This window comes from Sphingobium sp. PNB (assembly GCF_019873065.1).
GTDB lineage: Bacteria > Pseudomonadota > Alphaproteobacteria > Sphingomonadales > Sphingomonadaceae > Sphingobium > Sphingobium fuliginis.
Genome location: NZ_JAINEZ010000110.1, coordinates 1 through 14,109 on the forward strand (window position 1 = coordinate 1; position 14,109 = coordinate 14,109).

The 14,109-nt window shown below is 67.1% G+C and carries 14 protein-coding genes; 10 read left to right on the forward strand and 4 right to left on the reverse strand.

Annotation, left to right across the window (positions count from 1 at the left end; all coding sequences use genetic code 11):
* The 9 genes from K7W03_RS23940 to K7W03_RS23980 form a co-directional block, all read left to right on the forward strand.
* A partial coding sequence (locus tag K7W03_RS23940) for an RsmB/NOP family class I SAM-dependent RNA methyltransferase (protein WP_222887528.1) occupies nt 1–873 on the forward strand: 873 nt, incomplete at its 5' end.
* Nucleotides 874–917: 44 nt separating this feature from the next.
* On the forward strand, nt 918–1,403 hold the full coding sequence (locus tag K7W03_RS23945; protein ID WP_222887529.1) for a diguanylate cyclase: 486 nt from the start codon (nt 918–920) through the stop codon (nt 1,401–1,403).
* 104 nt (nt 1,404–1,507) lie between these two features.
* On the forward strand, nt 1,508–2,170 hold the full coding sequence (rpe, locus tag K7W03_RS23950; RefSeq protein ID WP_048576387.1) for a ribulose-phosphate 3-epimerase: 663 nt from the start codon (nt 1,508–1,510) through the stop codon (nt 2,168–2,170).
* Nucleotides 2,167–3,933 carry a heparinase II/III family protein gene (locus tag K7W03_RS23955; RefSeq protein ID WP_222887530.1) on the forward strand — a complete coding sequence of 589 codons (1,767 nt, stop codon included), beginning with the start codon at nt 2,167–2,169 and terminating at the stop codon, nt 3,931–3,933. Before rpe ends, K7W03_RS23955 begins: the two co-directional genes overlap by 4 nt.
* Nucleotides 3,934–4,084: 151 nt before the next feature.
* Nucleotides 4,085–5,674, forward strand: a complete 1,590-nt coding sequence (gene purH, locus K7W03_RS23960) for a bifunctional phosphoribosylaminoimidazolecarboxamide formyltransferase/IMP cyclohydrolase (protein ID WP_222887531.1) — start codon at nt 4,085–4,087, stop codon at nt 5,672–5,674.
* A gap of 182 nt (nt 5,675–5,856) precedes the next feature.
* Nucleotides 5,857–6,198, forward strand: a complete 342-nt coding sequence (locus K7W03_RS23965) for a UrcA family protein (protein ID WP_044661200.1) — start codon at nt 5,857–5,859, stop codon at nt 6,196–6,198.
* Nucleotides 6,199–6,341: 143 nt separating this feature from the next.
* Entirely contained in the window at nt 6,342–7,868 is a 1,527-nt protein-coding gene (locus K7W03_RS23970) for an NAD(P)/FAD-dependent oxidoreductase (protein WP_222887532.1), read from the forward strand.
* A gap of 5 nt (nt 7,869–7,873) precedes the next feature.
* Entirely contained in the window at nt 7,874–8,293 is a 420-nt protein-coding gene (locus K7W03_RS23975) for a GtrA family protein (protein ID WP_222887533.1), read from the forward strand.
* The gene (locus tag K7W03_RS23980; RefSeq protein ID WP_222887534.1) at nt 8,271–10,121 is read left to right on the forward strand and encodes a hypothetical protein; all 1,851 of its coding nucleotides are present in this window, start codon (nt 8,271–8,273) and stop codon (nt 10,119–10,121) included. The genes K7W03_RS23975 and K7W03_RS23980 overlap by 23 nt, the downstream gene beginning before the upstream one ends.
* On the opposite strand, the gene msrB is transcribed toward K7W03_RS23980, so the two are convergent.
* From msrB to K7W03_RS23995, 3 genes are read right to left on the reverse strand one after another with little or no spacing between them, the layout of a single operon-like run.
* Entirely contained in the window at nt 10,079–10,552 is a 474-nt protein-coding gene (msrB, locus tag K7W03_RS23985) for a peptide-methionine (R)-S-oxide reductase MsrB (protein WP_048576416.1), read from the reverse strand. The genes K7W03_RS23980 and msrB overlap by 43 nt on opposite strands.
* 19 nt (nt 10,553–10,571) lie before the next feature.
* Nucleotides 10,572–11,762, reverse strand: coding sequence for an ABC transporter permease (locus tag K7W03_RS23990; RefSeq protein ID WP_222887535.1), 1,191 nt, complete (start codon nt 11,760–11,762; stop codon nt 10,572–10,574).
* On the reverse strand, nt 11,759–12,715 hold the full coding sequence (locus tag K7W03_RS23995; RefSeq protein ID WP_025548255.1) for an ABC transporter ATP-binding protein: 957 nt from the start codon (nt 12,713–12,715) through the stop codon (nt 11,759–11,761). The genes K7W03_RS23990 and K7W03_RS23995 overlap by 4 nt, the downstream gene beginning before the upstream one ends.
* Before the next feature lie 43 nt (nt 12,716–12,758).
* On the opposite strand from K7W03_RS23995, the gene queG reads away from it, so the two are divergent.
* Nucleotides 12,759–13,781 (forward strand): tRNA epoxyqueuosine(34) reductase QueG, encoded by a 1,023-nt coding sequence (gene queG / locus K7W03_RS24000; RefSeq protein ID WP_226870455.1) that lies wholly within the window; start codon nt 12,759–12,761, stop codon nt 13,779–13,781.
* Nucleotides 13,782–13,854: 73 nt separating this feature from the next.
* On the opposite strand, the gene K7W03_RS24005 is transcribed toward queG, so the two are convergent.
* Nucleotides 13,855–14,109: hypothetical protein (locus K7W03_RS24005; RefSeq protein WP_222887537.1), on the reverse strand; the 255-nt coding region annotated here is incomplete at its 5' end.

The window sequence follows — 14,109 nt, forward strand, 5'->3', positions numbered from 1 at the left end:
ACCCTGCCGCCGGAGACCGCCAGCCGCTGGGCCGCGCAATGGGGGGACGCCATGCCGCAGGCCGCCGCGCACGCCTATGCCCAGCGTCCGCCGGTCGACATCAGCCTTCGCGATCCCGCCCGGACCGCGCATTGGGCCGAAGCGCTCAACGGCCGGAGCCTTGCCCCCGGGCATGTCCGCCTGCCCGAAGGTGCAGCGATCCCCGACCTGCCCGGCTTCAGCGAAGGCGCCTGGTGGGTGCAGGATCTGGCCGCCTCCACCCCCGCGCGCCTGTTGGGCGTGGGCGAGGGACGCCACGTCCTCGACCTCTGTGCCGCGCCCGGCGGCAAGACGATGCAGCTTGCCGCCGCGGGGTGGCGCGTCACGGCGGTCGACCAGTCGAAGAAGCGCCTTGAACGATTGGGCGAAAATCTGGCGCGGACCGGCCTTTCCGCCGCCGTCGTGCAGGGCGACCTGCGCGCATGGGAACCCGATGGGGCGGCCGACGCCATCCTGCTCGACGCGCCCTGCACCGCAACCGGCATCTACCGCCGGCATCCCGACGTGCTGCACCGCATCGGCCCGCGCCAGATCGCGGAGCTGGCCGAACTCCAGACCGAACTGCTGGCTCGCGCTGCGGCATGGCTGAAGCCGGGCGGCACGCTGATCTACGCCACCTGCTCGCTCGAACGGGCCGAGGGCGAGGAGCAGGTCGCCCGCTTCATCGACGCCCGGCCGGATTTCAGTCCGCTGCCCGCGACGCCCGCCGAGCTGCCCGACAGCATCGTGCCGACGGCGCAAGGATGGGTCCGCACCCTGCCGGACAGCCTTGCCGCGCAGGGCGGAACCGACGGCTTTTTCGTTGCAAGGCTGATACGATCCACTAAGCCTTAACCAAGCAACCCTATGGTGCGATCCGGCATTCAGAAAGACCTGCCTTGCGCCCGACCGAGCCCCTTCCCCTGAACCATAGCTGGCCGCTCTATGCGTTGCGCGACCATCTTGCGCCGGTGATGCTGGACGACCGGATCGCCCGCGACGATGGGGCGCTGGCGGAGCGCGGCCTGGGCCTGTGGCATTGCGACCTCAGCGACGACAGCCTGAACTGGACGGACGGGGTCTATGACATTTTCGGGCTGGAACGCGGGATGACGGTCCCCCGCCCGCTCGCCGTGTCGCTCTACACGCCCGAAAGCCGTGCCGCGATGGAGCAGCTGCGCGCCTATGCGATACGCCACAGGCGCGGCTTCACGGTGGACGTCGACATCCGCCCGGCGGACGGCGGCGAATGCGCCATGCGCCTGATCGCCGCGCCCATCATCCAGCGAAATCAGGTGGTTGCGCTGCACGGCGTCAAGCAGTTCCTGTCCAGGGGTTCCAGGCCGTCGACCGGCCTCGATCCCACGCTGTTCATCCTGTCCTGACAGGCCGGGCGAGTCCGCACGCCGACGCCTGTCGCCAAAAGCCTGTGGATAGCGTTAATCGGGCGTTGCCCTGACTTGCGGCCAAGGCTAAGGCCGATGGTCAAATGACCAGCCCGATCCTGATCTCACCCTCCATCCTGTCCGCCGATTTCGCCCGTCTGGGCGAGGAGGTCCGCGCCATCGACGAAGCGGGTGCGGACTGGATCCATATCGACGTGATGGACGGCCATTTCGTACCCAACATCACCATTGGTCCCGGCGTGGTGAAGGCGCTGCGTCCGCACACGAAGAAGCCTTTCGACGTCCACCTGATGATTTCCCCGGTGGACCAGTATCTGAACGCCTTTGCGGAGGCGGGCGCCGACATATTGACCGTCCATCCGGAGGCCGGACCGCATATCCACCGCTCCATCCAGCACATCAAGTCGCTGGGCGTGCAGGCGGGCGTGGTGCTGAACCCCGGCACCCCGGCCAAGATGCTGGATTACCTGATCGACGATGTCGACCTGATCCTGGTGATGAGCGTCAATCCCGGCTTCGGCGGACAGAGCTTCATCGCCAGCCAGCTCCGCAAGATCGAGGCGATCCGGAAGATGATCGAGAAGTCCGGCCGCGACATTCGTCTGCAGGTGGACGGCGGCATCGACTTCGCCACCGCGCCACAGGCGATCGGGGCGGGCGCCGACGTTCTGGTGGCCGGCACCGCGACCTTCCGGGGCGGTCCGTCCGCCTATGCCGACAACATCCGGACGCTGCGCGGCGGGTGAGCGACCGCCGCCGCCCTTCCCCCCATTCCGCCCCCGAGGAGGCCGGACCCGGCCCGGAGGACGGGATCGAACAGGGCAAGCGGCTCATCCGCATCGCGGATGACAAGGGGCTTTCGCTGGCGCAGCGCATCGCCAACCGCTTCTATCTGCTGAGCTGGAAGACGCCGATCCACGGCCGCCGCCTGAAGGGCAAATATCCGCTCAAGCTGCTTGCCGTGCCCGACGATGAAATCCCGGGCAACGCCCATGCGGGTCAGGCGATCCGCGCCGGCTATTTCCTGTTCCGAGGCCTGAAACTGCCTCTCGACAGGCTGGATTTCGCCAATCCGGGCGTGACGGCGGGCTTTGCCGATTATCTGCACGGCTTCCACTGGCTGCGCGACCTTGCCACCGTGGCCACCCGCGAACAGGCCGCGCCGATTGCCGAAGGCGTGATGCGCAAATGGCTCGCCGCCCATGCCGACACGCCCAGCGAACCCGCATGGCGCGCCGACAATGCGGGCTGGCGCCTGCTCTTCTGGTCGGCCTATGCGCCGCTGATCCTTTCGTCGAGCGACCTCGTCTATCGCTCCCTGGTGCTGAACTGCATCGCCCGCACCGCCCGTCATCTGGACCGCAGCGCGGACAAGGCGCCGGTCGGCCTGCCGCGCCTGGTCGCCTGGGGCGGGATCGTCGCGGCGTCGATGCTGCTGCCGGGCGGCGCGGCGCGCAAGCTGTTCGGAGAAGCCGGCCTCAAGCGCGCGCTCGACAGCGGCCTCCATGGCGACGGCGGCATCATCTCGCGCTCGCCGCTGGACCAGCTGGAAGCGATCATGCTGCTGACCATGGTCGCCGCCGTCTATGAAGTGCGCCGCGAACAGACGCCTGCCTTGCTGAAGGAGGCACTGGCCAAGGCCGTGCCGGCCCTGCTCGGCCTCACCCATGGCGATGGCGGGCTTGGCAACTGGCAGGGTGCGGGCGCCATCGATCCCGCCACCATCGACGCCGTCATCCGCGCCAGCCGCGTGCGCGCCCGTCCGCTGCGGCAGGCCAATGGCTGGGGCTATCAGCGGCTCGCCGCCGGGGGCACCGTGGTGCAGGTCGATGCCGCCCCGCCCCCCGTCGCCCAATTGGCCGATGCGGGCTGCGCCTCCACCGGCGCGGTCGAGATCAGCGACGGGCAGCAACGGCTGATCGTCAACTGCGGCGGCGCCGCGCTGGAGGGCGCGTGGATGCCGCGCGATCTGGCGCAGGGGCTGCGCACCACCGCGGCGCACAGCACGTTGGTGCTGGACGACAGCAATTCCACCGCCCTGCTGCCCGACGGCACGCTGGGCAAGGGCGTGACAGAGGTGGAGATCAACCGGCAGGAGACGGAAAGCGGCAGCCGCCTCGACCTCAGCCATGACGGCTATGTGCGGCGCATGGGCTATGTCCACCGCCGCCTGCTGCTGATGAGCGCGGACGGCAAGGAAATCCGTGGCGAGGACATGCTGACGCCTGCGGTGCGGCGGCGCAAGCCGGTGAAGCTGCCGGTCCAGCTTCGATTCCACCTCGCCCCCGGCGTCGAGCCCACGCCCACCGCCGACGGCATGGGCGCCCTGCTGCGCATCGACACCGGCGCGACATGGCAGTTCCGCGCCAATGCGGGGAAGCTGGCAATCGAGGAAAGCCTGTGGGTGGATGCCCAAGGCCGTCCCCATGGCACAAAGCAGCTGGCTGTCACCAGCGAGGCCCTTCCGGGCGGCTCGACCGTGGGGTGGTTGCTGAAAAAGGTGAGCTGAGCGCCTCGCGGTCCGTGCAATGGGGTGGCCGGCTTGCCCCATGGCGATTGCCGCGATTTCCGGGACGGCGAATGTTCCCTTTCACTCGGAATCGCTCTAGAGGCCTGCGGCAAGCCTGAGCGGCACCCGAACAGCAGCAGGAAGCACCTCCATGTCAGACGTCATCATCAAGCGCGCCCTTCTTTCCGTTTCGGACAAGTCCCGCCTCATCGAACTGGGTCAGGCGCTGGGCAGGCATGGGGTCGAGCTGGTGTCGACCGGCGGCACGGCCAAGGCGCTGCGCGAGGCGGGTCTGGAGGTCAGGGACATCTCCGACCTCACCGGCTTCCCGGAAATGATGGACGGCCGCGTCAAGACGCTGCATCCGAAGGTCCATGGCGGCCTGCTCGCCGTGCGGAACAATCCCGATCATGTCGCCTCCATGCAGGCGCACGACATCGGCGCGATCGATCTGGTGGTCGTCAACCTCTATCCCTTCGCCGCCACCGTCGCCAAGGGTGCGGAGCGCGAGGAGATCATCGAGAATATCGACATTGGCGGCCCCTCCATGGTCCGTTCCGCCGCGAAGAATCATGAAAGCGTGGCCATCGTCACCGACCCCGCCGACTATGCCCGGCTGATCGCGGAAATGGAGGAGAAGGGCGGCGCAACCAGCTACGACTTCCGCCGCATGCTCGCGGCCAAGGCCTATGCCGCCACCGCCGCTTACGACGCGATGATCGCAAGCTGGTTCGCCTTTGCCGATCAGGGCGTGCAGTTCCCCGAAAGCCTCTCGGTCTCCAGCACGCTGGGTTCGACGCTGCGCTATGGCGAAAACCCGCATCAATCGGCTGCCCTCTACCTGCCCGTCGGCCCGTCGGCCAACGGTATCGCCCAGGCGAAGCAGATCCAGGGCAAGGAACTCAGCTACAATAATTACAACGACGCCGACGCCGCGCTGGAGCTGGTCAGCGAGTTCCGCGACGGCCCGCCGACCGTGGTGATCGTCAAGCATGCCAATCCCTGCGGCGTCGCCACCGGCGCCACGCTGATCGAAGCCTATGAAGCCGCGCTTGCCTGCGACAGCGTGTCGGCATTCGGCGGCATCATCGCCGTCAACCGCCCGCTTGACGGTCCGACCGCCGAGGCGATCAGCGGCATCTTCACCGAAGTCGTCGCCGCCCCCGATGCGGACGAGGACGCGAAGGCGATCTTCGCCAGGAAGAAGAACCTCCGCCTGCTGCTGACCGGCGACCTGCCCGATCCGGCCCGTGCCGGCCTCCAGATCAAGAGCATTGCCGGCGGTCTGCTGGTGCAGGGCCGCGACAATGGCCGCGTCAGCCGCGATCAGTTGAAGGTGGTGACGAAGCGCGCGCCTACCGAGCAGGAGCTGAACGACTGCCTGTTCGCCTGGACCGTCGCCAAGCATGTGAAGTCGAACGCCATCGTCTATGCCAAGGGCAACAGCACCGCCGGCATCGGCGCGGGACAGATGAACCGTCTGGAATCCGCGCGCATCGCCGCATGGAAGGCGAAGGATGCCGCGGAAAAGGCCGGCTGGGCGGAGGCCCGGACCATCGGTTCGGCGGTTGCGTCGGACGCCTTCTTCCCCTTTGCCGACGGCCTGCTGGCGGCGGTCGAGGCGGGCGCGACGGCGGTGATCCAGCCCGGCGGCTCCATCCGCGACGAGGAAGTGATCGCCGCTGCTGACGAGGCGGGTCTGGCGATGGTCTTCACCGGCATGCGCCACTTCCGCCACTAAGGGCGATTGATGCGGATGCGAAAGGGCGCCGATCCTTTCGCATCCGCAAAAATAGCGGTTTTCAGCCACTTTCTGCCAAGTGGCCCCTTTTCATATGCCTTCGCGAAGCCTATTTAGAAGAGGACCCTACTCCCACGTCAGGCGTTGGGCAGATCCGATAAGAGTTCGACAGGAGATACAGGATGACCAGAAAGACGTTGGTGGCGCTGACCGCCGCGATGACCCTTGCCTTGCCCGCAGCAAATGCCTTTGCCGGCATCAACGATATGGACGTGGTGGTCGACGGCCGCACCGGGACGGAAACCCGCAGCATCGCCGTGTCGATGGCCGACCTGAACCTTGCCAGCACCCATGGCGTCCGCGTGGCCGACTCCCGCATCACCAAGGCGGCGAAGAAGGTCTGCGGCTGGATGAACGGATCGATCCTGCCCGCCACGCCGGACTATCGCGCCTGTTTCGGCGAGGCGCTCGACGGCGCCCGCACGGACCTCAACACGCTGATCCAGGCACAGCGCCAGGGCTGATCCGCCTCTTTTGAAAAGAGTGGAGGCCGGCGGCTCACCATGGCCGCCGGCCTTGCCTTATCTTGCATTGTTACCGGCTATTAACTACTCCTTAGAAGATTTCCTTCACCTAAACCGGCGAAGGATTTCACGGGGGGCCTTGGATGCCGCAGAACGACCATCATGTGGATGTCGCCATCATTGGCGCGGGGCCGGCTGGGTTGACGGCCGCCTATCTGCTGACCAAGAAGGGCTATTCGGTCAGCATCATCGAAAAAGACCCGGTCTATGTCGGCGGCATCAGCCGAACGGTGGAACTGAACGGCTTCCGTTTCGACATTGGCGGCCATCGGTTCTTTTCCAAGTCGAAGGAGGTCGTCGACCTCTGGAACGAGATACTGCCCGACGACTTCATCCAGCGCCCGCGGATGAGCCGCATCTATTATGAAGGCAAATTCTACAGCTATCCGCTGCGCGCCTTCGAAGCGCTCGGCAATCTGGGGCTGTGGCGATCGGCGCTCTGCATGGCGAGCTTCGCCAAGGCGAAGCTGTTCCCCAATCGCGATGTCCGTTCCTTCCAGGACTGGACGGTCAACGCCTTCGGCCACAAGCTGTTCTCGATCTTCTTCAAGACCTATACGGAGAAGGTGTGGGGCATGCCCTGCGACGAGATGTCGGCGGACTGGGCGGCGCAGCGCATCAAGGGCCTGTCGCTCTGGGGCGCAGTGACCGACGGCCTCAGACGATCCCTGGGCCTCAACAAAAAGCCCAATGACGGCATGGCGACCAAGACGCTGCTGGAAAGCTTCCGCTATCCGCGCCTTGGCCCCGGCATGATGTGGGAAGCGGCCCGCGACTTCGTGGTCGCGCGGGGCAACCGCGTGCTGATGGCGCACAGCCTGGAGCAGTTGTCGCAGGATCAGGCGAGCGGCGGCTGGCGCATGATGGCGCGCGGCCCGGACGGCGAAATCGCCATCACCGCCGGCCATGTCATCAGTTCCGCCCCGATGCGCGAGCTGGCCGGCCGCATCCGTCCGCTGCCCGCGACGCTGGGCCAGGCGATGGACCTCAAATATCGCGACTTCCTGACCGTGGCGCTGATGGTGAAGGGCGAGGACATCTTCCCCGACAACTGGATCTATATACACGATCCGAAGGTGCAGGTCGGCCGCATCCAGAATTTTCGGAGCTGGTCCCCCGAAATGGTGCCGGACCCCGATCTGGCCTGCGTCGGCCTGGAATATTTCTGCTTCGAGGGCGATGGCCTCTGGTCGTCGAGCGACGCCGATCTGATCGAACTGGCGAAGAAGGAAATGGCGACCCTGGGCCTGTGCGACCCCGCCGATGTCGTCGGCGGCGCGGTGGTGCGGCAGGAAAAGGCCTATCCGGTCTATGATGACGGCTATGCCGACAATGTCCTTGCGATGCGCACCGAATTGCAGCGGCTTTATCCGACGCTGCATCTGGTCGGCCGCAACGGCATGCACCGCTACAATAATCAGGACCATGCGATGATGACGGCGATGCTGACGGTCCGCAACATCGAGGCGGGCGAGCAGCTTTACGACATCTGGGCAGTCAATGAGGATGCCGAATATCACGAAGCGGGCGAGGAAGGGCAGGACGCAGCCGGCCGGCGCGCCGCGCTCGCCAGCGAAAGGCTGGTGCCCAATCGTCTGAAGGCGGCCTGAACCCCATGCCCCATTGGGTGCGGAGCATGGCCGGGCCGTTCAACGCCGTCCTCGGCCGTTTCACCTTCACGCGCTATCTTCTGGCCAGCATCTGCGCGCTGTCGGCCGATTTCGCTCTGTTCATGCTGTTCCACCGGCTGGGCGTGCCGCCTGCCATTGCTGCGTTCGGCGGCTATTCGGGCGGACTGGTCCTGCACTGGATGATCAGCACGCAATTCGTGTTCGACATGCAGCAGCCGGCGACGCATGGACAGCGGATCGCCTTCATCCTCAGCGCCCTGATCGGCATGGCGATCACCATGGGACTGGTGGGCGGGCTGAGCAGCCTGGGGCTTCCGCCCGCCATGGCCAAGCTGGCGGCCGTGCCGGTGAGCTTCCTGTCCGTCTATGCGATCCGGAAATATGGCATCTTCGCCCGCGCCTGACAGCGGCCGCCTTCCCAAGACAGCCTCTATCGCCGGTTGGCAGATCGGCGTGGCGGTCCTGCTGCTCTGGGCCCTGTGCTGCGCGGTCATGCTCTGGCTGTTCCGCAACGGGCTGACCACGCTCGAATTCCGCGATCCCGATGACGCCATGCGGCTGCAACAGGTCCGCGACTGGCTGCATGGCCAGGATTTCTGGGACGTCAGCCAGCACCGGGTAAACCCGCCGGCGGGCGGACCGATGCACTGGTCGCGCATCGTCGACATGCCGATCGCCGCGCTGATTCTGATGCTGCAACCGCTGCTTGGGCCTGCAAGGGCCGAAGTCGCCGCCTGTGCGCTGGTGCCGCTGCTGCTGCTGGGCGGGCTGACGGGCACGGTCTTCCTGGCGGCGCGGCGCGCTGCCGGCGGCGTCTTCGTTCCGATGCTGGCGGTTGCGCTGCTGCTGACCACGCCGACCATCCTGGTCCAGTTCACCCCGTTCCGGATCGACCATCACGGGTGGCAGATCTGGATGGCGGCCATGGCCCTGTGCGGCGCACTGGATGCCCGTCGCCTGAGGGGCGGCATCACGGCCGGCCTCGCGCTGGCGGTGTGGCTTCAGATTTCCAGCGAGGCGCTGCCCTATGCCGCGCTGTTCGCCGGCGCCTTCGCCCTGCGGACCTGGTTCGACCGGCGGGAGGCGGCGCGGATCGCCGCCTATGCCGCCACGCTGGGCGGCGGCGCGCTCCTCCTCCTGCTGCTGCTGCGCGGCCCCGGTGCGGCGCTGGTCCGATATTGCGACAGCCTTTCGGCAGCCTATATCTGGCCGCTCGTGGCTTTTGCGCTGGCGATGCCGCTTGCCCTGCGCCTGATCGGCACGACCAGCGTCCGGCGACGCTTCATGGCGACGGCGGCGGCAGGAGTTACGGCGGCCGGCGTGTTCCTGCTGAGCGGCGGAGCCTGCCTTTCCGGCGATCCCTTCAAGGCGCTCGGTCCGGTGGCCTATCGCTTATGGTATCTCCAGGTGAAGGAGGGCCGCCCGGTCTGGGAACAGGGTCTTCTGATGGCGGGGATCATCCTGCTGCCGGCGGCCATGGGGCTGGTCAGCACGATCGTCGCGGCCTGGCGCACCACGGAAAGGGAGGCGCGGGACCGCTGGATCGTCATTGCCCTGCTGCTGACCGGAGCGCTGGCGGTCGCGATCCTCGTCCTGCGCGCCATGTCGGTGGCGCATGTCCTGGCGCTGCCCGGCACGGCCTGGCTGCTGCTGGCGATCTTTCAGCATATCCAGAGCTGGAGCAGGGCCGTGGCGCGCATCCCGGTGACGGCGAGCGTCGCCATATTGCTCACCCCGGCGGGCCTGTGCGGCGCCTGGATATTGATCACGAGCGGCGCGGCGGAAAAGGAGCAGCCTGAAACCGTCAATTGCCGGACGGCCGCGCTGCTGGCGCCCTTGCGGGCGCTGCCCCGCTCGACCCTGTTCGCGCCGCTCGATCTGGGGCCCGACATCCTCGTGCGAACCGGGCACAGCGTGATCGGCACGGCCCATCACCGCAATGCCGCCGGCATCACCGCGGTCATCGACGGTTTCACGGAAGCGCCCGAAAAGGCCTTTGCGACCATCATGCGCCTGAATGGCGGCAGGGGCGCGGATTATCTGCTGATCTGCAACGAGATGAACGAGATCAAACATTATCGCGCCGACTTCCCGAAGGGCCTGGCCGCGGCGTTGAAGCGCAACCGGCCGCCGCGCTGGCTGCAGCCGGTTCCCACCAAGGGGCCGCTCCGCATCTACAAGGTGATCGCTCAGCCGGCGACGAAGGCCAGCGCAACGCCGTTCATGCAATAGCGCTTGCCGGTGGGCTTCGGCCCGTCATCGAACACATGGCCCAGATGGCCGCCGCAGCGGGCGCAATGCACCTCCGTTCGCGGATAGCCCAGTTCGAAATCGCGCGAAGTGCCGACGGCGCGGGGCAGCGGCGCCCAGAAGCTGGGCCAGCCCGTGCCGCTGTCGAACTTGGTCTTCGAGCTGAAAAGCCGTTGCCCGCAACCGGCGCAGGCGAAGATACCGGTGCGATGTTCCTTGTTGAGAGGACTGGTGAAGGGATATTCGGTCGATCGCTTGCGCAGCACCTGATAGGCGGGCGGGCTCAGGCGCTTGCGCCATTCGGCATCGCTGAGCGTGAAAGGATAGGCGGCGGCCCTGCCCAGCCCGGCGTGCCAGAGGACGATCGTCGTCGCGGCACAGCCGCCCATGCCCAGAAAGCGCCGCCGGTTCATGGGCCCCGCCATAGCAGGGTCAGCCTGTCGCGCTTCTGAACAGCTGCTTCCACCAGCCGCCGCCCGATTTCAGCACATGGCGGCGGAACAGCAGCACGCCGATGCGGATGATGAGGCCGACCCAGAGCATCTGCCAGCCTATGGCCAGGAGATGGGGCCAGAGCGTGTCCACCTGCGCCGCGCGGGCGATCATGGCGAAGGGGGAGGAGAAGGGCAGGATCACCGCCGCGACCTCCGGCGGCGATCCCATCTTGTCGACGGCATAGGTGGCGAAGAAGAAGATCAGCATCTGCCCCATGGTCACGGGCATGTTGAGCGTCTGCACCTCCCGCACGGTCGCCGCCTGCGCGCCGATGCCCAGAAAGAGGGAACCGAGCAGCGTATAGGCCATGGCGAAATAGATGACGGCCAGCATCAGGAAGAGGGGCCAGCCGATGGCGGGCTCCGGCAGGCTGACGCCAGGGGTCTTCAATGCCAGGAACACGCAGAAGGCGGTCCCGCCCCAGAAGAGGATGCCGACGAAGCTCATCGCCAGCATCGCCATCAGCTTGCCCAGGAAGATCGCGTCGACCGGCACGGCGGCGGCGAGGATCTCTATGATCTTGTTGGTCTTTTCCTCGACCAGATTGGACAGGATCATGCCCGCGAGCAGGATGGTGAGGAAGAAGACGACGATCTGCGCGATCCGGCCGATCACCAGCCTGCCCTGGGTCTGCGCGCCGACGCTGGTGGCGACCTGCTGCGCCTCCACCTGGACCATGTGCAGCGACTTTTCGGCCACGGCGGCGCTGGCGAGCAGGCTGATGTCCCCTTCCAGCCGCCGGATGTCCTGCGGCTGGCCGGTCATCACCGGCCGGGCGGGCGATCCCGACACGATCACCATGACGTCCGCATTCGCCCCGGCCAACTGAACGCGGGGCGCGGGAGACAGCGGCACGCGGCGCAGCGCCGGCAGCGCTTGCGGCCCCATGCGCTCCGCCAGCCGGGCATGGGCGCGCTCCATCCGCGCCGCATCGGCGGGGGACATGGCGACGCCGACGACCGGGCGCAGGTCGGTGGTCGAAATCTTGTCGCCCAGGCCGCCGAACGCCATGCCGATGACGATCGGGAACAGCGGCCCCAGCAGGAAGAAGATGAAGGTGCGCGACAGCACCACGGCGGTGAAATCCCGCCGGGCGATGACGAAGGCGGCGCGCATCAGTTCGCTCATGCCGCTTCCTCCCGCTGCTGGTCGTCCTGCATCTGCCGGGCGGCCGCCTCGCCCGCAATGGCGACGAAGGCGTCGTGCAGGCCGGGGCGTTCGATCGACAGGCTTTCTATCCCGGCATTGCCGTCGAGCAGGGCGCGCAGCAGCGGTTCTATGCCCTCCTGCGGCAGGGCGAAATGCCAGGTTCCATCCTGCGCCATGGTTTCGGCGGGCAGGGCGCGGCGCCAGCCGCCATCGCTGGCGCGGGTGCGCAGGCGCACCTGCGGGCGCAGCCGGTTGCGGGCGTCGTCCACCGTGCCCTCGAAGCGGACGCGGCCGCCCGCGACGATGGCGACCCGCTCGCACAGCCGTTCGGCATGGGCGATGACATGGGTGGAGAACAGCACCGTGACGCCGCGCCGGGCCTGATCCCGGATCAGCGCCTCCAGCTTGCCCTGGTTGAAGGCGTCGAGGCCGGAAAAGGGTTCGTCCAGCACGATCAGGCGCGGTTCGTGAACGATGGTGCCGAAAAGCTGCACGGTCTGGGCCATGCCCTTCGACAATTGGCGGATCGGCTTTTCGGCGGAGGCGCCCATGCCATAGTCCGCCAGCATGGCGCGGGCGCGTTCCCGCCCGATCCTGAGCGGCAGGCCACGCAGCGCGCCCATGAAGGCGATGGCTTCGAACGCCTTCATCGAAGGATAGAGGCCGCGTTCCTCCGGCAGATAGCCGACATTGCGCGCCTGGCGCAGCGGCGCGGGATCGCCCAGCAGGCTGCGATGCCCCTCATCGGGATCGATGATGCCGAGCAGCGTGCGCAGCATCGTCGTCTTGCCCGCGCCATTGGGGCCCAGAATGCCGTAGATCGACCCGGCGGGCACAGCGATGTCGATGCCGTCCACCGCCCGGAAATCACCGAATGTCTTGACAAGACCACGCCCTTCGACGGCATAGGTCGGTTGAGGAGCCCCGATCATCGGCCTCTGATAGTCGCATCGCATGCCAACGCAAAACGAAACCTTGGAACAGCGGCTTAAGGCCGAAGCGTTGCGGCTGGGCTTCGCCGCCTGCGCCATTGCGCCCGCCAATGCGGCGCCGCGTTCGGCCGAAAGGCTGCGGCAATGGCTGGACGCCGGGCATCATGGCGAGATGCTGTGGATGGAGGAGCGCGCCGGGCAGCGCGGATCGCCGCAAGGGCTCTGGCCGGACGTGCGCAGCGTCGTCATGCTGGGGATGAGCTATGCGCCGGGGCGCGATCCGCTGGCGCTGGCGGATGTGCCGGACCGGGGGCGGATTTCGGTCTATGCGCAGGGACGCGACTATCATGACGTGGTCAAGAAGGGGTTGAAGGCCCTCGCCCGCTGGCTGGTTGAGCAGCATCCCGGCGCGCTCAAGGTCTTTGTCGATACCGCCCCGGTGATGGAAAAGCCGCTGGCGGAGGCTGCGGGTCTGGGCTGGCAGGGGAAGCACAGCAATCTCGTCAGCCGTGCGCATGGAAGCTGGCTGTTCCTGGGGGCGATCTACAGCGAGATCGCGCTGGCGCCCGATGCGCCGGAGAAGGACCATTGCGGCAATTGCACCGCCTGTCAGGCGGCCTGCCCCACCGACGCCTTTCCCGCGCCCTATATGGTCGACGCGCGCCGGTGCATTTCCTACCTGACCATCGAGCATAAAGGGCCGATACCGGAGGAGTTTCGAGCCGGGATCGGCAATCGCATCTATGGCTGCGACGATTGTCTGGCCGTCTGTCCGTGGAACAAGTTCGCGGACGCGGCGGCGGCGAACCGCGCCTTTGTCGGGCGGGCGGAGCTGGCGGCCCCGGAACTGGGCGACCTGCTGGCGCTGGACGATGCGGGCTTTCGCGAGATTTTCTCAGGCTCCCCCATCAAGCGGATCGGACGGAACCGGATGGTGCGCAATGCCGCCATCGCGGCGGGGAACAGTGGCGACAGGCGGTTGGCGGGCCGGTTGCGGGCGCTGGTGGCGGACGACGATCCGGTGGTGGCGGAGGCGGCTCGCTGGGCGCTGGAACGGCTGGCCTAGCGCTTGTCCTGTTCAAGCGCATGAACGGGGCTCCCGCCTTCCGCGGGAGCGCCTCCCTCTCCCATCGAAAAGATCATTTCGCCTGCAAGGCGGCAGAGCAACTTGCGGGGTCGACATCCGTGCCCGTGAGCGTACGCGCATCGACATGGGTGACGAGCGGCTCCTTCCCCTGCGGCGGGAGGTAGAGATAGGCGTCCAGCACGCAGCGGCCATTGGCGAATTGCAGCTTGCGCATGGTGCTTTCGCGAATGTCGAGCCGTGGTTGGCCGAACAGGTGCATGAGCTGCTTCGCGTCCGATCCGATCAGCGGACCGGGGCGGGTGAAGGC

Excerpts from the sequence above, each read along its gene's own strand:
- rpe (WP_048576387.1), top strand. The coding sequence starts at position 1,508 with ATGACCAGCCCGATCCTGATCTCACCCTCCATCCTGTCCGCCGATTTC.
- purH (WP_222887531.1), top strand. The coding sequence starts at position 4,085 with ATGTCAGACGTCATCATCAAGCGCGCCCTTCTTTCCGTTTCGGACAAG.
- K7W03_RS23965 (WP_044661200.1), top strand. The coding sequence starts at position 5,857 with ATGACCAGAAAGACGTTGGTGGCGCTGACCGCCGCGATGACCCTTGCC.
- K7W03_RS23970 (WP_222887532.1), top strand. The coding sequence starts at position 6,342 with ATGCCGCAGAACGACCATCATGTGGATGTCGCCATCATTGGCGCGGGG.
- K7W03_RS23975 (WP_222887533.1), top strand. The coding sequence starts at position 7,874 with ATGCCCCATTGGGTGCGGAGCATGGCCGGGCCGTTCAACGCCGTCCTC.
- K7W03_RS23980 (WP_222887534.1), top strand. The coding sequence starts at position 8,271 with ATGGCATCTTCGCCCGCGCCTGACAGCGGCCGCCTTCCCAAGACAGCC.
- msrB (WP_048576416.1), bottom strand. The coding sequence starts at position 10,552 with ATGAACCGGCGGCGCTTTCTGGGCATGGGCGGCTGTGCCGCGACGACG.
- K7W03_RS23990 (WP_222887535.1), bottom strand. The coding sequence starts at position 11,762 with ATGAGCGAACTGATGCGCGCCGCCTTCGTCATCGCCCGGCGGGATTTC.
- K7W03_RS23995 (WP_025548255.1), bottom strand. The coding sequence starts at position 12,715 with ATGATCGGGGCTCCTCAACCGACCTATGCCGTCGAAGGGCGTGGTCTT.